This window comes from Rhodococcus sp. P3_B8, from assembly GCF_056402775.1.
This window is the reverse complement of record NZ_JBFUGT010000109.1, coordinates 1-20372: the sequence shown is the minus strand read 5'-3', so window position 1 is coordinate 20372 and position 20372 is coordinate 1. Positions and strand designations below refer to the sequence as shown.

The following is a 20372-nucleotide window of genomic DNA, read 5'->3' as shown; positions in this document are numbered from 1 at the left end:
AGTCGGGCTCGGAGCATGTCGTGGTGGTCGAGGACTGTCTGCACGGTGGCGGTGAGGGTGTCGGTGTCCAGGTCGGGTGGCGCGGTGAGCAGGACCGATTGGCAGTACGTGTCGAGGTTGCCGCCGCGCTCGAGCAACCACCGCGCTGCCGGTGGCAGCGGGAACGACCCGATCCCTCCGCCCGGAAGCTCGGAGAGGACCGCGCTCGGCTCCGGCCGTGTGGAGATCGCGCGCGCGAGCCGGGCGATCGTCCTGTACTCGAACACATCCCGCGGAGTGAGTGCCAGCCCGGCGGTCTTCGCGCGTGCCACCAACTGGATGGCCATGATGCTGTCGCCACCGAGCGCGAAGAACGAGTCGTCGACGCCTACGGACTCGAGGCCGAGCACGTCGCCGACGAGGGCGACCAACGACTCTTCGACAGCTGTTCCAGCCGAGCGGAATTCCGCGGCGCGGGTCGTGAAGTCGAGGGCTGGGAGTGCGTTCCGGTCTACCTTCCCGTGGGGCGTCAACGGCAGCGTGGACAGTGAGATCACCGCGGACGGAACCATGTGCGAGGGAAGAAGTGACCTCGTGTGGTCGAGCAGTTCCTCCTCTGCAACGTCGATGCCGGGGACGGGGACGACGTATCCGACGAGATGGTGTGCGCCGTTGCGATCGGCTCGCGGCACTACCACGGCCTGCGAGATCCCGGGGTGACGCAGGAGGGCGGATTCGACCTCGCCGGGCTCGACGCGGTAGCCGTGCAGCTGAACCTGGAAGTCGGTGYGGCCGTGGTAGTCCAGCTGTCCATCGGGGTTCCAGCGGGCAAGGTCTCCGGTTCGGTACATGCGGGAGCCGGGGACGCCGAACGGATTCGCGACGAACCGACCGGCCGTGATCCCGGGCCTGCCGAGATACCCCCGCGCCAACTGAGCTCCGCCGAGATACATTTCGCCGGTCACCCCGGGGACGACGGGGTGCAGCCGGCCGTCGACGACGTACACCTGTGTATTCCACACCGGCGACCCGATGGGCACAGCGGGGGCAGGTTGGTCGGCTGCGACGTCGTGGTACGTCGCTGTCACGGCCGCCTCCGCGGGACCATACATGTTGCCGAGGCGGACACCCTGCGCAAGCACGCTGCTCGCCGTCCGTGCACTGATCGCCTCACCCCCGGTCAGGACCCGGCGCAGGGACGTGGGGAAGGAGTGCCGATGATCGTTGACGAACACGTCGAGTAGGGAGGGCACGAACTCCACCACTGTGATCTGCGTGTCGTCGAGGAGGCCGGACAGATAGTCGAGGTCGAGCTGCCGATCCGGGCGCAGGAGGACCAGGATGCTTCCTGAACAGAGAGCCGCGAAACACTCCCAGAGGGCGACGTCGAAGGCGATCGGCGCCTTCTGCACGGTGCGGTCACGCTCGTGTAGCGGCAGATGAGCCTGCGACCAGGCCAGCTGGTTCGCGATTGCCGCGTGGGATACCGCCACCCCTTTGGGTGTGCCGGTCGAGCCGGATGTGTAGACCACGTAGGCCAGGTTGTCGGGGTGTAGTGGTGCGCCCCGGTCCGCGTCGGTCACCGGTGCGGCGTCTCGGGCCTCGCGGTCGATGTCGTCGAACCGCGCCACCGGAACCCCGGCCGGAGCGGGTAGGTCGGCGTCGGCGGTGGTGACGACGAGAGCCGCCGACGCGGTGTCGATCAGTGATTCGAGGCGGTCGGTGGGGTGGCCGGGATCGAGGGCGAGCACCGCAGCACCGGACTTGACCACCGCGTACATCGCGGCGAGCATCTCGAAGGATCGCGGGAGCATGAGGGCCACAATGGATTCGGCGCCGATCCCGCGGACGAGGAAGGAGCGCGCCAGGCGGGTCGACCAGGTGTCGAGTTCGGCGTAAGTGAGGATTCGATCCTCACAGCGAACGGCCGGTGCATCGGGTGCCGCCGCGACCCGTGCCTCGAACAGGTCCACTATCGTCGCGGCCGGAAGGTCGTGGGCCGTGGCGTTCCACCGGTCGAGGACGAGCCCGCGCTCGGCGTCGTCGAGGATGTCGATGTCACCTACCACCGCCTCGGGATCTGTCACTGCTGCGGTGATCACCCGAAGGAGCCGGCCGGAGAATGCACTGATCGTGCCGGCGTCGAACAGGTCGGTGGCATAGACGATCTGCCCGCTGATACCTGTCACCGAACCTTCCTCGGCCGGTTGTTCACGCAACACCACATTCAGGTCGAACGGCGACACTCGGGGGTCGAGGTCCGCGACATGCACTTCGAGGCCGGGCAGCGCGAGGCGTGGCGGCTCGATGTTCTGGAACGACAGCATTACCTGGAACAACGGATGACTGGCCGCCGAACGTGGTGGGTGAAGTTCGTCCACGAGGGTTTCGAACGGAATGTCGGCGTGCGCGAAAGCCGCCAGATCGGCATCGCGCACCGCCGCCACGACGGCACCGAACGGTGACGCCGGATCGACGGTCGTGCGCAGAACGAGAGTGCCGACGAACATACCGACCAGGGGATCGATCGCCTGTTCGCCGCGGCCGGCGGTCGGCGACCCGACGACGACGTCCGTGGTGGCGGCGAGCCGGGACAGCAACACGGCCAGGGCCGCGTGGATCACGACGAACGTCGTCGTGTGGTGGGAACCGGCGAAGTCGACGAGCCGGCGATACGTCGTCTCGGGCATCACGAACGGCACCGCTGCGGCCCGGTACGACGCGGTGGCGGGACGCGGCCGATCCAGCGGCAACTCCAACCGTTCGGGAAGATCCGCGAGCGCCGTGCGCCAGAAGTCGAGTTGCCGTGCCACCGGCGACGCCGGGTTGGTCACGGACCCGAGGACCTCCCGCTGCCACACCGAGAAGTCCGAGAACTGCACGGGCAACGGCTCCCACACGGGAGCGCGGCCGGCGCGGCGCGCGGTGTAGGCGGTGGAGAGGTCGCGCGCCAGGGGGACCAGCGATGCCCCGTCGGCGACGATGTGGTGCAGGACGACAGCCAGGACGTGGTCGCGGTCGTCGAGTTGCCACAGTCGGACGCGAACCGGCGGACGGACCGTGACGTCGAACCCCTCGGCGACAACTTCGTCGATGGGGCCGGATACCTGCGCTGCATCGGCCACGGGAATCGGCGCCAGATCGACCGACACGCTCTCGGCGGGGACGACGACCTGCACCGGTCCGGTGTCGGTCAAGGGATAGAGGGTCCGCAACGGTTCGTGCCGAACGAGGACGTCGAGGAGGGCAGCGCGCAGCGCGGCGACGTCGAGGCGACCCGTCAGCCGGACCACCATCGGAACGTTGTAGACGGCCGACGTCACGTCGAACTGGTTGACGAACCACATCCGCCGCTGCGCGAACGACACCGGTGCAGGTTCGGTATGGACCCGGGGGCCCAGAGCGGGTCGATCCGGGTGCACCTCGCTCGCGTCGAGCACGGCGGCGAGTCCGCGCACCGTGGGCGCCTCGAACAGGGAACGGATCCCGAGTCGGGTCCCGCACGCCGAGTCGATTCGGGCGACGACTCTTGCCGCGTCGAGGGACGTGCCACCCAGTTCGAAGAAGTTGTCGTCGACACCGACGCCACCGATGCCGAGAACCTGGGCGATCACCTTCGACACCGTCCTCTCGGTCGGGGTGGCCGGGGCGTGGTAGACGGGGGAGTGCCGGAGTTCCTCGGGAACGGGAAGGGCGTCGAGGTCGACGTCCCCGGTCTCGGTGACGGGCAGTCGGTCGAGGACGACGACCGTGCCCGGCACCCAGGGCGGGGGCAGGATCATCGCGGCGTGGGCGCGGATATCGGAGATGGCCGGCGCGGATCCGGGTGCCGGCACGACATACGTCACAAGGGCGGGTTGTCCGGCGCGCGGGGTGTGGTCGACGGTGACCGCGTTCGCGACCTGCGGATGCGCGGTGAGGACGGTGTCGATGTCACCGAGCGGGATTCGGTATCCGCGCAGTTCCGTCTGGAAATCGCGGCGCCACAGAATGTTCAGGCTTCCGTTCGGCGTGATGCGAGCGGCATCGCCGGTGCGGAACATGCGTTCGCCGGTCGGGCCGAAGGGGCTCGCCACGAAGTGGGTGCTCGTCGCACTGGCCCGGCAGTGGTAGCCCCGAGCCAGTGCGGGTCCACCGATGTACAACGCGCCGACGACGCCGGGCGGGACAGGCTGAAGGCGGTCGTCGAGAACCGCGAATCTCCGGCCCGGCCCGGGCAGGTACCCCATCCGGTCGGCACCGGATTCCGGTGCGAGATCCGTGGCTGCGGCGAACCACACGGTCTCGACGGACGCGTAGACGGCGACGACTTCGGGGGCAGCCACGACCGCGGCGCCGACGGGGTCACCGGTGAGCAGGACCGAGCGAAGCTCGTCTGCCCCGGGTGCGGATTCCCTTGCCCGGGACAGGTGCTCGTACGCGGCCGGGGTCTGGGCGAGCATGGTGACGCCGCGGCGGTGCACCAGGTCGGCCAGCGCGGACGGTGAGGAGGCAGTAGCGTCGTCGACCACCTCCAGCCGACCTCCGTGGAGGAATGCGCTCCACGGGGTCAGGACGGTGACGCCCGGTGCGAAGGTCGGGACCATTGCCCAGACCTCGCCGGCCGTGACGGCGGGACGTGCCAGTGCCGACAGTACTGCACGGTGAGTCACTGATACCGGTTTCGGTAGCGCGGTCGACCCGCGTGTGAGCAGGACGTAGGCGGCTGAGTCCGGGCAGGGACCGGCGCCGACGTCGACGGCGGCGAGGGGGTGCCCCGACCTGCGCGCGAGGTCGGCGACGGTGCCGGGCGCGTCGAGGACGAGGGTGGGAACGTGACCGTGGGGAACATGTTCTTCCACAGCGGATGTCGTCACAWGTATCGCGGCGTCGACGTCGGGGATCGTCCGGGAGAGTTGCGTGGGCGACGCCCATCCGGGATCGAGTGGTAGACACACGCCCCCTGCCGCGAGCACGCCCAGTGTGACGGCGACGTAGTCCATCGAATGGGGAATCGCCACGGCGACGAGGCGTTCCGGTTCCGCTCCGTGGTCGTGGAGCAGCCGGGCGATTCGGTTCACCCGGTCGGCGAGTTCGCCGTACGACAGTGTGTCACCCGCGAACGACAGCGCGACGGCGTCTGGTTGCCGTGCCGCCGTCCGGGCAAATTCCTCGGGCAGAGTCGTCGCGGGGCCCGATTCGTCCGGCGCGGTCCACGAACGGAGGGCGACGTCACGTTCCCGGTCGGTGAGCAGGTCGATGTTCCCGACCACGGTGTCCGGCTCCGTGGTCACGATCTTCAGGACGCGGACGAGTCGGTCGGCGAGCCCACGCACCGTCTCTTCGTCGAACAGGTCGGTGGCGTATACGATTCCGCCGTCGATTCCCTGCGGCGCCCCGCCGTCATCGCGGCGTTCACTGAGCCACACCTGCAGGTCGAACTTACAGATCTTCGGGTCGTAGCCGACGGCCGCGACGCGCAGCCCGGGCAGGTCGAGCTCCCGCGCCTCGTGTCCGGCCGGCAGGACGTTCTGGAACTCGAGGAGAACCTGGAACAACGGTGAACGACTGTCCGTGCGTTCGGGTTCGAGGGCGTCCACCAATTTCTCGAACGGATAGTCGGCGTGAGCGAACGCCCCCAGGTCCACATCCCGCACGGTGCGTATGGTGTCCGCGAAGCCCGCCTCGGGATCAATGTGGGTGCGCAGCACGAGCGTGTTGACGAACATGCCCACCACGTCGTCGAGTGCGGGCTCCCCACGTCCCGCGACCGGGGTGCCGATGCTCACATCGTAGGTGCCGGCGAGCCGGGCGAGCACGACTGCCAGCGCTGCGTGACACGTCATGAAGAGTGTGGACGTGCAGGTTCGGGACAGTGCCCGCATGCCGGCATGCAGCTCCGGAGGCAGGTGGAAGTCCACTCGGTCGCCGTGCAGGGACCGCCGCTGTGGGCGGGGATGGTCGGTCGGCAGCGCGAGAGGGGGCGGCGATCCCCGGAGCGACTCACTCCAATAGTCGAGTTGCCGCGACGCGAGGCTGTCGGGATCGGTGGGCCGACCCAACACTGCGTGTTGCCACAAGGCGTAGTCCACGTACTGGACTGCCGGCGGTTCCCAGGCGGGGGCGCGTCCGTCGACCCGGGCACGATAGGCGGCGGAGAGGTCACGAGCGAGCGGACCAGCCGACGCACCGTCGGCCGCGATGTGATGGATCACCAGGGCCAGCACGTGGTCGGTGCCACCGATCGTGAACAGAGACGCTCGGAGCGGCGCATCGACGGTGACGTCGAACGGCGCGGCCGCGGCCCGGGCGACGTGTGCGTCGAGGTCGGTCGGATTGTCGACCCGCACGGTCTCGACCCGGGGCTGCGCCCGTTCGGCGGGCAGGATCACCTGATGTGGTCCGTCGTCCGAGGCCGGGTACACCGTGCGGAGCGACTCGTGCCGTTCCACGATATCTGCGATCGCTGCGACGAGGGCACCGACGTCGAGGTGCCCGGTGAGCCGGACGACCAGCGGAATGTCGTAGGCCGGGGAGTGCGGGTCGTACTGGTTGACGAACCACATCCGTTCCTGGGCCGGGGAGAGCGGAATCCTGGCGGGACGGGGGAACCGGCGGAGGGGAGGCCGCTCGGAGCCATCGCCGCGCCGGCTCTCGACGACATCGGCGAGTGCGGCGACCGTCGGGTGTTCGAAGAGGTCGCGGACATCCAGCGACGTTTCCAGCGCAGAACTCAGCCGTGCTACCACCCGGGTCGCCGCCAGGGAACCTCCGCCGAGATCGACGTAGTCGTCGTCTGCACCGACACCCGCGACACCGAGCACGGTCTCGAACACCGACGCGATCGTGTCTTCCGTCGGCGTGCGTGGCCGGCGGTGGCCGGCGCCGCTCCGCGGGGCGAACGTCGGCACCGGGAGTGCGGCACGGTCCAGCTTGCCGCTCGGGGTGCGCGGAATGACGTCGAGGGGGACGACCGCGGCAGGGAGCATGTGCGCGGGCAGTGTGCGCGCGAGCCGACGGTGCACCTCCCCGACATCGACGCGCCGCCCTTCGGTCGGGTGAACGTAGGCGATCACCGCGGCATCTCGCGTGCGCGGGTCGGTCGCGGCAGTTGCGACGGCGAACCCCACGCTCGGGTCGGCCCGCAGGACTGCCTCGATCTCACCGAGTTCGATGCGAAAACCGCGGACCTTCACCTGGAAGTCGCTGCGCCCGACGTAGGTGAGGTCGGGGGCGGTGGATGGATCCTCCTCGTCCCGGACGCACCATCGCACGAGATCGCCGGTCCGGTACATCCGCGTCCCCGGCGACCCGAAGGGCGCGGCCACGAAACGGGCGGCATCGAGTCCGGCACGGTTTCGGTAGCCGCGCGCGAGGCCGGGGCCCGCGAGGTACAGCTCGCCGACGGTTCCCGGCGGCACCGGGCGCAACCGGTCGTCGAGCACGACGACCTCGAACCCGCGCACCGGTGGTCCGAGGGTGACCGGCTCATCCGGCACCAAAGGTGCGCTGAGGGTCGCCATGATCGTCCCCTCGGTGGGCCCGTAGGCGTTGACGACGCGGCGACCCGCCGTCCATGTCGACGCGACTTCAGGCGGGCAGGCTTCGCCGGCGACGGTGAGATGCGACAGGGTTGGCACGCCAAGGGGATCGAGCGTGGCGAGGGTGGTCGGCGTGAGTACGGCGTGGGTGACCCGATGCTCGGTGAGTATGCGCTCCAGTTCCGCGCCCCCGACCACTTCGGGCGGGACGATCACCACGCGCGCACCGGATCCGACAGCCGCGAGCAGCTCGAACAGTGAGGCGTCGAAGCTCGGCGACGCGAACTGGGCCACCCGCCCGGTCGGCGGCACGTCGAGCCCTTCAATCTGTGCGGCAATCAGATTCGCGATCCCGCGGTGGGTCACGACCACCCCTTTGGGGACGCCGGTCGATCCCGACGTGTATATGAGATAGGCCGGATGGTCCGACCGCAGCGGTCGGGGGCGGTCGGCGTCGCCGACCGGTGTGTCGGTGCGCTCGGAGAGGGTGTCCTCGACGTGACGGTCGTGTAGTTCGATCCACTCGATGACACCGGGTAGGTCGTCCCGGTGACGACCGACCGTGACCCCGAGCGTCGCACCGGAATCGGTGAGCATGTGCGTGATGCGGGCTTCGGGGTATCCGGGATCGACGGGCAGGAAGGCGGCCCCCGACTTCGCGACCGCCCACACGGCGCGGACGAGATCAGCGGATCTCGGGAGCGCGAGGGCGACTACTGTTTCAGGGCCGGCACCCCGGGCGAGGAGAAGGCGAGCGAAYCGGGTGGAGTCGTCGTCCAGCTGGCGGTACGTGACGCCGATGCCGCCACCTGCAGCGTCGACGACGGCGATCGCGTCGGGGTCGCGGTGCGCCGCATCTACCAGGAGGTCGGGCAGCGTGCGCGGCGGAACTCCCGGATCGCCGCGCGCGGGCACGAGCCGGCGCCGTTCGGCGGAACTCAACAGGTCGAGATCCCTGACCGGGATGTCGGGGTGTGCCGTGACCTGGTCGAGCACGCGGACCAGACGGTCGGCGAATCCGCGGATCGTCGRCGGCTCGAAGAACTCCCGCGCGAAGGTCAGTCGGAGGTCGAGCCCGGCCCGACCGGGGCGTTCGACGATGTGGATCCAGAGGTCGGCGGCTTCGTCGGACCGGCTATCGGGTTCGTGCGGGTGATTGCCGGCCTGCACGTCGAACGCGACCTGGAACGGCTGCCGGCCCGTGGAGGGTGCTGGAAACGTGAGCGCGGCGGCGACCTCGTCGAAGGTGACGTCGGCGTGCGTGAACGCACCGAGTTCGGTGGTGCGTGTGCGCTCGAGGAGTTCGATGAACGATTCCGTGCCGTCGACCCTCGTGCGCAGAAGGAGGGGCCATCCGCGTGCGCCCGCCGGTGTCCCGAGGACGACGTCGCGGACTCCGCCGAGACGAGCGAGCAGTGTCGTGAGGGACGCATGCGAAACGGTGTAGGCGGCGAACGGGCAGTCCCGTCCGAGGTTCTCGATCCGGTGATGCAGGTCCGCGGTCACGTGCGCCTCGACGTGCTCGCGGAGCCTGTCGACGGTACCTGCGCGGCGCGTGTAGTCGCGGGGAAGAGGCGTGTCGTGGGGCAGGTCGGCGAGCATCGTCCGCCAGTAGTCCAGATCTGCTGTGCGCCTGCGACTCCGCACACCTTCGTGTGCGGTCTCCGCGTGCACCCCTGCCACGGGATCGCCGGGATCTGCCGCGAGGAACTCCTCGAGGAGGCCCACGAACGACCGAAGGTGACGAGCCAATTCGTCCCGGGAGTAGCGGTGGGGGTTCCCGCGGAACTCGACGACCATCCGCCCGGCAGCGGCGGTGCGGTACACATTGACCAGCAGATCCGCCACCGGTCCTGAGGTGACCACGTGAAAGTCTCCGGTGAGCGGTCCGAACCGGATCCGGGGGCGGAAGAGCATGACGTTGACCATCGGCCCGGACAGCGAGTCCGTCGCGTCCGTCTCGCGCCGGATGTCCTCCAGCGTGAAGCGCTGATGACGAAGAGCACCCAGAATTTCGTGGTGTACCCGGCGGGTGAGAGTGGCCACCGTGTCGTCGGGTGCGGTGGAGACCTGCAATGGAGCGAGTCCGACGAGCATCCCGCCCGATCGCTGCAGCAGCACGGTCGTGCGGCCCGACACCGGGAGGTCGACGAGCACGTCGTCCCGTCCGGTCATCCGGGCCAGATACGTGCCGAAGGTGGCGATCACGACGGTCGCCGGCGGCACACCGAGCCGTTCGCCGGAACTGTCCAGTCGCTCCGTCGCGGACGCAGACAAGGTGGCCGTCTCGAGGCTGCTTTCCGCGACGGCGGGTGCCACCGTCGGGGACAGGCTCGAGTTGGTACGGCGGCCGGCGAGGTGCTCCCGCCAGTAGGCGCGATCGGACTCGTAGCGCGTCGACGGCCGGTACGCCTCGTCGAGGCGGTGAAGGGTGCGCAGATCTGCGGCACCGGCAGGTTCCGGCGTCCGGTCCTCCACGCGGGCGGTGTACAGCGCGGCGATCCGGTTCATGAGCGTCATCGCTCCGTACCCGTCCAGCGCGATATGGTGAATTCTGCTGTACCACAAGTAGTGATCGTTACCGACTCGTAACACCGTCGACGTCGCCAGCCGGTCCCGGGTGGGATCGAGCGGCGCCGTGTAATCCCGCGTCATCCACGCGTGAGCGGCTGCGATGGGATCGTCCGCACCACCGAGGTCGACAAATCCGGTCGACAGGTCAAGGGTCGGGTCGACGGTCTGGAACGGCTCCCCGTCGATCTCGAACACCCGGAGGAACGCCGACTGGAACTCGCGGCCCGCGGTCACCGAGGCTTCGTCGAGGACGGCGAGGTCCAGGGCGCCGCGCACCTCGACGTACTGTGCGATGCACCTCGGGACGTCAGGGGCAAGGCGCTGGGCCAGCCAGATTCCGCGCTGCGCGGGAGTCAGCGGGAAGACATTGGGACGACTGCGAGCGGTCGCGTCGCTCCTGTTCCTGGTATCCACTTACTAGAACCTCCCGACGGCAACCAACGGCGATTGCCTCTGGGGTCGGACGTTTTCGGCTTAGCTGATCTATATCGCGGGCACGACCAGGTCCGTTACTACCAGTATGTCCTGTACCTGCGGAAATGCCCCCGCCCGCCGTGGTTCGTGCCGCCCTCAGTCCCTGCCGAGGGTGCCCGCCCGATCAGTCGGTCGACGCGTGCGTCTGGCGAGGTCACGAAATGGTGACGCGGCGGGGTTGGGCCGTGAGGGGGTAGCGTGGTGGTTGTCGAGGGTTATTCGAATATGCGCGGTCATGCCATGTCGTCCTCGGCGCCCACACCGGCCTGCAGTCGAAAGGCCGAGAACTGGAGCGCCGCCATGGCGTCGAACCCGACTGATGTGTCCAATTTCCTCGTGTCCGAGTCTCCGAACTCCGCGCTGGTGGTGGAATCGGAGGCGTCGTGCACGGCATGCCCACACAGCGCGGATTCCCACGACGAGCTCGGGATTCGGTTCTGTGCCGTGACCTCGGCGCGAAGCCTCGAACGTAAGTGCATCTGCGCCGGTGACCAGGTGAGTGGACAGCACTACTCCCGGTACTGAAGCGGACGCTCACCACGGGCGCTCCGCTCGATTCGCCGACGACCTTGCATGACGGCACTATCCTGATGCCACGTCGTACGTTCGAGTCGAGAGGACGCCCATGGCTGGTGTGCCGTTCCGGTCCCCGTCGACGGGACGCAATGTTCGCGCCGTGTTGTTCGATACCTTTGGCACCGTTGTCGATTGGCGCACCGGTATCGCCACCGCTGTCGCGGACTACGCGGCGCGCCATCAGCTCGGGGTGGACGCAGTGGCATTCGCCGACCGGTGGCGCGCCCGCTACCAGCCGTCGATGGACCCGATCCTTTCCGGCACCCGCGAGTTCGTGACTCTCGATATCTTGCACCGCGAGAACCTCGACTTCGTGCTCCGCGAATCGGGCATCGACCCCACGAATCACGATGCCGGAGAGCTCGACGAGCTCGCGCGCGCCTGGCATGTGCTCACCCCCTGGCCCGACAGCGTGCCAGGTCTCACGGCACTCAAGGCGGAGTACATCATCGGCCCGCTCTCGAACGGCAACACCTCACTTCTGCTCGACATGGCCAAGAACGCCGGAATCCCGTGGGACGTGATCATCGGCTCCGACATCAACCGGAAATACAAGCCCGATCCCCAGGCTTACTTGCAGACAGCACAGTTCCTCGGTCTTGACCCGGGTGAAGTCATGCTCGCCGCCGCCCACAACGACGACCTCGAAGCCGCTCACGCCACAGGACTGGCTACAGCGTTCATTCTCCGGCCCGTCGAACACGGACCGCACCAGACCGATGACCTCGCGCCAACAGGCAGCTGGGATATTTCAGCCACCGACATCCCTCATCTCGCAGCGCTGCTCCGTGCGGGATCGACAGGGTTCAGGTGAGGCGGCGAACCTTCTCGACGGCCCGAGTGAACACTGTGTCGAACTCGGCCTCGAATTGCTTGCCCTCTGCGGGTCGTGTCGTCCACTCCCCGGCCGCTGCTCGGCGCGTCGGGTTTTATGCTGAGGACCATCTGTTCTTCGTCGTCGAGTCGATCGATCCGAGCACCCGGTGGCACGTCGGCTTGCTCCGCGTGCGCCACCCCGTGTCAGGTAATTCTTGACGCCACGTCCACTGCCTGTCAGGCTATACCTGACAGAAATGGGAGGTAGTCATGGAACTTGTCGAACGCGCCGTCAGTGCGGATATCGACGCCGCTGCTCGCGCGGTGATAACGGCTGCGGCCGCGGAAGCAAGCCGTCACGCCGACGAAATCATCGGCACCGGGCCGCTTCCCGGCACGGCGGATTGGGACGCCGAGCAAGGTACGGACATTCCCCACCAGCGAACCCTGGCCTGGCACCTACTGAGTCTTCGTATACAGCTCGCTGCCGGCCTGGACGGCATCGAAACCGTTCTCGGTCTGCGCTTTCAGGGGGCGACGTGGGCGACCATCGGCAAGGCCGCCGGGATGACCCGTCAATCCGCGCACGAGCGATGGGGTTCGCGCACCACCGCCCTGCTCGACCCGATGGGGACCGGCCTGCCCAAGACCGTTGCCGACGACGATCCGAGCTGAACCGGACGTGGTGGAACTCGGGGCGAATAGAAGTGGCGACCGCCGTCTGAGGGGTCGGTCAGTCCCGGTACTCCGGCGCCGGCGGTCCGGGTGCCGGGCCGAGCGACGACAGCCACCGGTCGTAGAGGGCCGTCCAGGTTCCGTCTGTGCGCAGTCGTTCCAGTGTGCCGTTGACGAACCGGACGAGGTCGTCGTTTCCGGGAGCGAGGCCGATGGCGTATCGGGCGGAATCTGTTTCGGGGCCGACGATTTCGAGATTCGGATCCTGGGCGACGAGGCCGGCGAGGAAGGCGGCGCCTGCGACCGCGTCGACCTGCCGCTGCTGGATGGCCATGAGGCAGTCGTCCCAGTCGGGGACCGCAAGGATCGTGGCTTTGGGGGCGATGCGCGTCAGCGCCGACACCGACGCCGGGTCGTGGTGCGTGCAGACCCGTCGCCGGGCAAGGTCGGCCGGACCGGCGATACCCGACCCGTCCCGCACCACGAGCCGGCGGGAGGCCTCGAGATACACCGTGGAGAACGTCAAGTCCTGGGGACCTTCACAGGAGAGGGCCACCGGACGCACGACCATGTCCGCGTCACGGTGGGCGAGCATCTCGGCACCGTCATCGGTTCCGAGCGGACGGAACTCGACCTTGGTGGGATCGCCGAGCAGATCACGTGCGACCTCCCGAGCGAGGTCGACGCCGAATCCGGTGAGGGTGCCGGTGGTCGGGTCGCGGAAGCTGAACAGGTTGGTGTTCTGATCGACCGCGACGACCACGGTGCCGCGGGCACGAATATCGCCGAGCGCGCCGCCGAGGCTCGGAGTCCCCGGGCGGAGACTGGCCGGGGCCGCGCATGCCGACGTCTCTGTGTCCTGCGGCGGCGTGTCGGACGGTGCGATGAGCTGGGCGCCGGCCGACAGGGGAAACTCCGTGAAGTCTCCGGAAAACCTCGGGGTGGGTGCATCGGGGGCGCCGCAGCCGGCAATCAGGACAGCTCCGAGCACGAGGCTCCCGAGCAGCCGGGTGAAGCGCGGTCGCCGTTCCGGGTGTGGTCGCACCATCAGTGGTACTCACTCACTCGGGGCTCGATCCCCGCGACGACGGCGAGCGCTGCGGAAACAGCGAGCACGATGCCGCCCACGGCGAGCGCGGCCATCGTGCGGTACGACTCCCGCATCGCGTCGAGTTCCTCGGTGCGCAGAGCGGTGATGGCGTCTTCGAGCGATTCGTCGAGGTCCCGGAACCGGGCAGTCGATGCCGTCGATCCCGGACCGACCGCGACGTCCGCCGCGCCCTGGTAGTCGCCGTCTGCGAGCTTCTGCTGCAGATCCCGGTGCGCGCTCCGCCATCCGTCGAACGCGGCGGACGCATCGGCAATCGTCGGTGCGACAACGGTGTTCCGCGACGCGTCCGAGTTCAGAATCGCGGAGAGCGCGTCCGTGTGCCGGGCGTAATCGCTCCCCGCCGGATCGAAACCCGGCCGGAGAAGTCCGAGGGTTTCGTCGGCGCGGGCCTGCTGGGCGAGGATCCTCGCCTTCGTGACCGCCGCGAGGGGTTCGGCGCCGTCGATCCGGGCACGTTCGCTCGCCGACGTCGACAACAGCCCGGCGACCACGATCCACACGACGAGTGCAGCCAGCAGGACCGTCGCGCACGCCAGTCCGGGATTGACCCGGCGACGGCTTCGATGCGCCACGTACGCGTGCGCGACGGCGAGGACGACGACCCCGGCCGACGCGACCACGATGGCGGTGGCGGGCAGCCGGGCGGTGTGGGATTGGGTGCCGGCGACAGCTCGGGCCTGGTCGTTGTAGAGGCGTTCGGCCAAGGGCAGGATGGTGTCCTGCATGAGAGCCGAAGCGGTTCCGAGATACGCCACCCCGACCGGGTTTCCCGCGGCGTCGTTGGACCGGGCGGTCGCCACCAGGTCCGTGTACACGGCGACGTGCCGCGACATCTCGGTGAGCAGTCTCAGCGATTCGACGTCGCCGGAGGTGACGCCGTACGACGCGGTGACGAGCGCGTTCGACGCGTCCCCGATCGCCTGGTTGTACCGATCGCGCACCGCCAGCGGCTCGATGGCACCCGCGATGAACGACGACGTCGCTGCCGCGTCGGCGATCGACAACGAGCTGAACAGGTTCTGCGCGGCGTCCGCCAGCGGTTCGGTGTGGGCGCGAAGGGTTTCCATGCGCTGCTGCCGTGCGGCGACTACGGCGGACGTCACGAGACCGGCCGTCAGCGCCACCGCGACGAGGACGACGGCGAGGAGGGACAGGCGTCCGGGAGTCGACGCGAGGAATTCGCGCCAGGGGCGCCGGCGGACTTCGGGTTCGACGAGAAGGGATTCGTTCAGGAGATGCTCGTCGGCAGGCGAAGTGTCACGATCTCCGCTGGATACGGTGCCGCTGTCCTGGTGGAACACCTTCTCCTCCTCATCCCTGCACTCAGTGTGCGCCGATCACGGTCGGAAAACACCGAAAGCATCGACGCGCGCGAGTAGCCTGCCTCGCCCGCGGGTACCTCCAGACTGGGCACGATCACGCTGGAGGTCACGGCTCGTGAAGACAAGCTCATGAAGCGAAGGGTGCGCGCGTTCTCCGTCGCGGCCGCGGTCGCAGCGCTCGGGGCCTGCGCGGCCCCTGCGCCGCAGGGCGACGAGGCACCGGAGAAGGTTTTCTTTCTCTTGCCGAACACGACGACCACCCGATTCGTGGAGCGAGACGAACCCCTGTTCACCGACTTCCTGGAGTTGTTCGCGCCGGAGGCGGCGGTCACGGTTCGCAACGCCGAGGGCGATCCCGCCCGTCAGCAGAGCCAGGTCGAGTCGGCGATCGCGGAGGGCGCTTCCGTGCTCGTGCTGATCTCCACGGACGCGAGGTTCTCGGGTGGAGCCTTGACCGCCGCCGGCGAGGCGAACGTTCCGGTGGTGCTCTACGACCATGACGCGGTCGGTGGACCGGCAGACGTTCAGGTGATCTTCGATCCACTCGAGGTCGGCCGACGGCAGGGGAGCCGCGCCGCGGATCTGATCGCCGCGATGCCCGGCGACGGGGTGAAGATCGCCCGGGTGGAGGGAAACTTCGGTGAATACGGAACCCGTCAATTTCGGCTCGGTCAGGACGAGTATCTGCAGCCGCTCGCCGACAGCGGCAAGATCCGCGTGGTCTGCGAGACCGCGATCGACGACTGGGACCCGGCCGGAGGTCAGGCATTCGCCGAGGAATGCCTGGCCCGTGAGAACAACGACATCGCGCTGTTCGTCACCATGAACGACGACCTGGCAGGCGGAATCGTCGCGGCACTGGCAGGCCGCGGGCTCGCCGGGCGGATCCCGGTCACCGGCGGACAGGACGCCAATCTCGCTGCGCTGCAACTGATCGCACAGGGAACCCTCGACAACACGATCTTCAAGAACCTGTCCGGTCAGGCGAAGGTCGCGGCGCAGCTGACCACGTCGATCCTGCACGGTGACGGCATTTCGGAGGAGATGGTCAACGGCACGATCGACAACCAGTACATGGCCGTGCCAACGGTGTTCCTGCCCGTGCAGAACATCACGAAGGACAACCTCGACGTCGTGGTCAACTCCGGCTTCTACACCTGGCAGCAGATCTGCGCACCGGACCCGGCATCCGCGGTGTGCGGGGACCACAGCTGAGCCGTCGACGGGGTTCAGCTCAGGGGCGCGATGACACCGCGGTCGCCGATCTCGGCGCGGACGTCGATCACCCGCCCGGCCAGCAACCAGCCCGACGGTCCGCGTCGCCATTCGTCGCGGTACTCGCCGAGGCATTCGTACGTCGCGTCGGCGCGTTCGCCGAGGCCGACGTGAAACGCCCGGAAATAGGATCGAGTGCGCGCCCCGTCACCGTCGACGTCGACGCGGATGTTGCCGAGCAGGTGCTGGGTGGCGCCGCAGACGTCGAGGTGGGAGCGGACGCGCRCGACCACGTCCACCGGCCCCGCCCGCCCATAGGCCACGACATCGTCGGTGAGCGTCGCCGCGAGCCCCGGCCAGTCCTTCGTGTCGAGCAGGTCGGCCACGACGTGCAGGCGGTCGGTGATCTCGACGCGGTCGGGAACGGACTCGGGCATGGCTCGATCTTCCTCGGAGTACCGGCCGCGTCGGCCCCGGCATCCCGCTGATCGAGACTGTCGCGTCGGCGCAACACCCTTGGGCTGCGGGTGGGTGCCGAGGTGGTGTCGCATACGGTTGCAGTGGCTCGCCGAGCGGGCCGGATCGAGGAGGAATCGGTAATGAGTGCACGCACCCCCGAGGAGCGCATCCCCAGCCAGTGGGAGGAGATCACAGCAGCCGACCCGGGGCATTCGATGTGGTACGTCGAGCGGTTCCGTGCCATGGAGGCGCAGGGCAAGGACATCGTGGGGGAGGCGCGGCTGGTCGATGCGATGCTCGGCCGCGGCGGTCGGGTACTCGACGCGGGGTGCGGACTGGGCCGTCTCGGCGGCTACTTGCACGATGCCGGTCATGTCGTGGTGGGTGTCGATGTGGATCCGGTGCTCATCTCCGTGGCGGAGGAGGATCACCCCGGTCCGACGTGGCTGGTCGGTGATCTCGCGGAGTTGGATCTGCCGGCCCGTGGGGTGACCGCCGATTTCGAGGTCATCGTCTGTGCGGGCAACGTGATGACCTTCCTGGCGCCGTCGACCCGGGAGGCGGTGCTGACGGGATTCGCCGCTCATCTCGCCCCGACCGGCCGAGTGGTTGTGGGGTTCGGCGCCGACCGGGGCTACGAGTTCTCCCAATTCCTCGCGGATTCGCAGGCGAGCGGTCTCACGGCGGATCTGCTGTTCTCGACGTGGGATCTGCGCCCGTTCAGCGAGGATTCCGACTTTCTGGTGGCGGTGTTGTCGCGCGCGCACTGACCACCCCATCTCGGAGTGCGAGGAGCACGGTGAGGGCAGCGGTTGCGTCGAGCAAGGCTCGGGAGCGGGCCGTGGTGGCCTGGTCGCGGGCAGCGAGCGCGGCGCCGATGGCACCCGATCCGGGTGTGTGCCCGAGTTGTGACATGACCGCGTGGAGAGGTGTGATGCGGTAACCGGCCTTGCGTAGCTGATGCACGACGCGAGCGTCGCGGACCTGCGAAGGGGAGTATCGGCGCGCTCCTGTGGGTGTGTCCCGGTCCGGGACGACGAGTCCCTCTGCGTCCCAGTGCCGCAACGTGGAGGGGCGGAGACCGAGGGCGACGGCGAGTTCACTCACGCTCATCCAGTCGGATGTCTGCACGTCGTCGACAGGCTCGGTCGAGATCAGCTCGGCGGCCTGCTTCGCCAGCGCGAGTTCGGTTCGTTCCGTGTGGAGTCGGGCGTGTGCGGCATCGAGGAGGGCGACCGTTGTCGCGGCCGGGCACGTGTGCACGCTGCGCACGATCCGTTTGGCTTCCACCGGGCCGGCGCCGATGGCGAGTTCCCGATAGGCGAGCGCGGACTGCACATGCACGTCGGTGTAGATCCGGTATCCGGTGGCTGTGCGGGTTGCGGGAGGCAGCACCCCGTCGCGTTCGAGGTTGCGCACGTGCTGCACGGAGCACCCGGCGCGCCGGGCGACATCCACGGTCCGCAGATGACGCGATTGGAGACTTGGCACCGTATTCTCCTACGTTTGCTGGTCGAGGTCTCCACAATCGCTTTAATGAAACGCTGGAAGCTATGACCATGGACGACATCATCGACTTCGTCGAAGGCCTCGGCGACGTTCTGACGCTCAGGCCTGCCCCCGGCGACGGTTCGCCGGAGATCAGCTGGGGTGACGCCTTCTTCTACTACTCACCGGATCGGATCGTTCCCGACAGGACCCAGCCCTTCGCCACCATCGTCACCAAGAACTACCCCGGCGACGAAAGTTCGGGTCTGGACCGCGCGGGTGCGTTCCGGGTGAACATCCGTGCCGGGAAGGAGGCGTTCATCGAGGCAACCGGCCACACGCCGCGAGAGCAGGGCGTCGCCGACGTCGACGCCGGTGCGCCCGACACCGTCATCGCGCATCCCGTCTATGGCTCACTGGCCTGGCTGGCAGTCATCGACCCCGGCTCGCGCACAGGCGAAGTCACGCGGGCGTTGCTGTGCCGTGCGCACGCCCTGGCTCGCTCGCGCTACGAGCGACGATCGGAATCCACTCCACGCTGATGGGGGAAGGCATGCGGAACCGAGGACGACGAATCCTGGTGCCGTCCTCGGTCAAGCGTCATCACATCTGGTAGATCTGGCTGCTGTTCCATCCGACGAGGAGTTCGTCGAGCGTCATGCTCTGGTCGCGGCGTTCTTGCCGTTGGTCGCGTTGTCGGTCGTGGCGGGGGCCGTCACCGTGGTCACCACGATCGCCGGGGATGGTGGGTGCGGCGACTGTCGTCACGGGGTGTTCGGCCGCTGTCGCGATGGTGGTGGCGGCTCCGAGGGGGATGACGGCGATCGCGGCGGCGACGGCGGCCGCGGCGAACCGGTTTCGCAGGGGGATTCGAGGGAGACGGTTCACTGCGCCCGACGGATTCGCCGCGTGCGAAGTCTCGGAGTGGGGAAGTGAGATGTGCATCTCGTAGTGTCCTGTTCGAATGCGTGGGCCCAACGTCCACAGCTACTCGAATGGTGTCTGCGAGGGCCCGGAACGTTACACCCGACAGTCCAGGAATTTTGGTTCCACAGTGAAACCGTCCCGGAGTGGAGATGTTCTCCATGGATGGATTCCCGAGTCCGTACTACCGTCGCAGTGACCGCAGGCGGACACCACGGCGCGTCAGCCGGGAACAGTTGGGGGATAGGAGAAGCAGTGCCTTCCATCGAATCTGGCGGGGCTCGGATCGACTACACCGTGCACGGTGACGGCAGCTCCTCGTCGAGCGTGATGTTGCTGGCGGGTTTCAGAGCCCCCGCCACGTCGTGGCGGTATCAGATCCCGTCGCTGATCGAGGCCGGCCACCGCGTCATCGCTGTGGATCTGCCGGGTCACGGGACGGCTCCGGCCACGCCGCACGGAACGACGATGCAGACACGCGCCGGATTCGTGCACGCGCTCATCGAGGAACTCGACCTGCAGGGTGTGGCAATAGTCGGAGGCTCGATGGGCGCAAACACGATCTCGTCGTACGTCGACTCGTACGGCACGGGGCGGCTTCGCGCCGCGGTTGTGGTCGATCAGACCCCGCGAATGCTCAATACGCCGGAGTGGGCGTACGGGTTCTACGGCTACGACCAGGAGGAGGTCGACACGTTCTTTGCGGACGGGATTCCGGTGCTCTTCGTCGCCGGTTCCGACAGCGAGTACTGGCCGTCAGCACACGCCGTAGCGGCTGCGGCACTCGCACCGAACGGAGCGTCGATCGTCGTTCCGCGCGCGGGCCACGCGACGAACATGGAACGACCACATCCGTTCAGCAAGGCTGTCGCCGAATTTTTCGATTCCGCGTCCTGAGCCCCTAACCGACGCGAGCCCTGAACCGACGCGAGTGCTGCCGAAGTCGCCTCCGGTCAGTCGACGGACCGCACGACGACCGTGTTGCCGCTCTCCGCGGCCTCCCGCGCCGYCGCCAACACCGCGATGGTGCCGAGCGCGGTGCGGGCAGGCACCGGTTGTGTGCCGCTGCCGGCAACGGCGGCCGCGAATTCCGTGTAGTAGTCCTGATACGCACCCCGCTGCGACGGAACCGTTTCCGCGCCATCCGCTGTGTGGAGGACGCCCCACCGTTCCCGTCGTTCGTAACCCCATCCGGTGGGATCGTCAACGGGCCGCGCCCCCGCGAAGAGAGCCTGTGCC

At 68.2% G+C, this 20372-nt stretch carries 13 protein-coding genes and 1 pseudogene; 7 read left to right on the top strand and 7 right to left on the bottom strand.

The window, feature by feature from the left end:
• Positions 1-10487 (bottom strand): amino acid adenylation domain-containing protein (locus tag AC1D1G_RS26100; protein WP_477954242.1); only part of this gene is annotated, 10487 nt, incomplete at its 3' end.
• A gap of 360 nt (positions 10488-10847) precedes the next feature.
• Between AC1D1G_RS26100 and AC1D1G_RS26095 the strand changes: the two genes are divergently transcribed.
• From AC1D1G_RS26095 to AC1D1G_RS26085, 3 genes are all read left to right on the top strand, one after another.
• On the top strand, positions 10848-11072 hold the full coding sequence (locus tag AC1D1G_RS26095) for an RGCVC family protein (RefSeq protein ID WP_283332538.1): 225 nt from the start codon (positions 10848-10850) through the stop codon (positions 11070-11072).
• Between the two features lie 100 nt (positions 11073-11172).
• Positions 11173-11937: a haloacid dehalogenase type II gene (locus tag AC1D1G_RS26090; RefSeq protein ID WP_283352752.1), complete on the top strand. Its 765-nt coding sequence runs from the start codon at positions 11173-11175 to the stop codon at positions 11935-11937.
• Positions 11938-12209: 272 nt separating this feature from the next.
• Positions 12210-12614, top strand: a complete 405-nt coding sequence (locus AC1D1G_RS26085; RefSeq protein ID WP_280784502.1) for a hypothetical protein — start codon at positions 12210-12212, stop codon at positions 12612-12614.
• Between the two features lie 58 nt (positions 12615-12672).
• Here the strand turns inward: AC1D1G_RS26085 and AC1D1G_RS26080 are convergent, their stop codons facing one another.
• The gene (locus AC1D1G_RS26080) at positions 12673-13662 is read right to left on the bottom strand and encodes a glutamate ABC transporter substrate-binding protein (RefSeq protein ID WP_477954240.1); all 990 of its coding nucleotides are present in this window, start codon (positions 13660-13662) and stop codon (positions 12673-12675) included.
• Entirely contained in the window at positions 13662-15026 is a 1365-nt protein-coding gene (locus tag AC1D1G_RS26075) for a hypothetical protein (RefSeq protein WP_477954239.1), read from the bottom strand. The genes AC1D1G_RS26080 and AC1D1G_RS26075 overlap by 1 nt, the downstream gene beginning before the upstream one ends.
• 150 nt (positions 15027-15176) lie before the next feature.
• Between AC1D1G_RS26075 and AC1D1G_RS26070 the strand changes: the two genes are divergently transcribed.
• Positions 15177-16262, top strand: coding sequence for a substrate-binding domain-containing protein (locus AC1D1G_RS26070; RefSeq protein WP_477954238.1), 1086 nt, complete (start codon positions 15177-15179; stop codon positions 16260-16262).
• A 14-nt stretch (positions 16263-16276) separates the two neighbouring features.
• Here AC1D1G_RS26070 and AC1D1G_RS26065 read toward each other — a convergent pair whose 3' ends face one another.
• Positions 16277-16699, bottom strand: a complete 423-nt coding sequence (locus AC1D1G_RS26065; RefSeq protein WP_477954237.1) for a nuclear transport factor 2 family protein — start codon at positions 16697-16699, stop codon at positions 16277-16279.
• Between the two features lie 162 nt (positions 16700-16861).
• On the opposite strand from AC1D1G_RS26065, the gene AC1D1G_RS26060 reads away from it, so the two are divergent.
• Positions 16862-17491, top strand: coding sequence for a class I SAM-dependent methyltransferase (locus tag AC1D1G_RS26060; protein WP_283352757.1), 630 nt, complete (start codon positions 16862-16864; stop codon positions 17489-17491).
• On the opposite strand, the gene AC1D1G_RS26055 is transcribed toward AC1D1G_RS26060, so the two are convergent.
• Positions 17442-18212 (bottom strand): MerR family transcriptional regulator, encoded by a 771-nt coding sequence (locus AC1D1G_RS26055; RefSeq protein ID WP_283352758.1) that lies wholly within the window; start codon positions 18210-18212, stop codon positions 17442-17444. The two genes, AC1D1G_RS26060 and AC1D1G_RS26055, sit on opposite strands and share 50 nt — an antisense overlap.
• A 62-nt stretch (positions 18213-18274) precedes the next feature.
• Here AC1D1G_RS26055 and AC1D1G_RS26050 point away from each other — a divergent pair, with 62 nt between their 5' ends.
• Complete coding sequence (locus AC1D1G_RS26050; RefSeq protein ID WP_283352759.1) at positions 18275-18751, top strand: DUF6194 family protein; 477 nt, start codon at positions 18275-18277, stop codon at positions 18749-18751.
• Positions 18752-18812: 61 nt separating this feature from the next.
• Here the strand turns inward: AC1D1G_RS26050 and AC1D1G_RS26045 are convergent, their stop codons facing one another.
• On the bottom strand, positions 18813-19154 hold the full coding sequence (locus AC1D1G_RS26045) for a hypothetical protein (protein ID WP_317571205.1): 342 nt from the start codon (positions 19152-19154) through the stop codon (positions 18813-18815).
• A gap of 234 nt (positions 19155-19388) precedes the next feature.
• Here AC1D1G_RS26045 and AC1D1G_RS26040 point away from each other — a divergent pair, with 234 nt between their 5' ends.
• Positions 19389-20030, top strand: coding sequence for an alpha/beta fold hydrolase (locus tag AC1D1G_RS26040; protein ID WP_477954236.1), 642 nt, complete (start codon positions 19389-19391; stop codon positions 20028-20030).
• A 56-nt stretch (positions 20031-20086) separates the two neighbouring features.
• Here AC1D1G_RS26040 and AC1D1G_RS26035 read toward each other — a convergent pair.
• Positions 20087-20372 (bottom strand): annotated as a pseudogene (locus AC1D1G_RS26035) (gfo/Idh/MocA family oxidoreductase); the annotation flags it as partial.

Bases quoted from the DNA above. Each gene is read 5' to 3' on its own strand.
- AC1D1G_RS26080 (WP_477954240.1), bottom strand. From the start codon at position 13,662: ATGGTGCGACCACACCCGGAACGGCGACCGCGCTTCACCCGGCTGCTC.
- AC1D1G_RS26050 (WP_283352759.1), top strand. From the start codon at position 18,275: ATGACCATGGACGACATCATCGACTTCGTCGAAGGCCTCGGCGACGTT.
- AC1D1G_RS26070 (WP_477954238.1), top strand. From the start codon at position 15,177: ATGAAGCGAAGGGTGCGCGCGTTCTCCGTCGCGGCCGCGGTCGCAGCG.
- AC1D1G_RS26045 (WP_317571205.1), bottom strand. From the start codon at position 19,154: ATGCACATCTCACTTCCCCACTCCGAGACTTCGCACGCGGCGAATCCG.
- AC1D1G_RS26085 (WP_280784502.1), top strand. From the start codon at position 12,210: ATGGAACTTGTCGAACGCGCCGTCAGTGCGGATATCGACGCCGCTGCT.
- AC1D1G_RS26095 (WP_283332538.1), top strand. From the start codon at position 10,848: ATGGCGTCGAACCCGACTGATGTGTCCAATTTCCTCGTGTCCGAGTCT.
- AC1D1G_RS26060 (WP_283352757.1), top strand. From the start codon at position 16,862: ATGAGTGCACGCACCCCCGAGGAGCGCATCCCCAGCCAGTGGGAGGAG.
- AC1D1G_RS26090 (WP_283352752.1), top strand. From the start codon at position 11,173: ATGGCTGGTGTGCCGTTCCGGTCCCCGTCGACGGGACGCAATGTTCGC.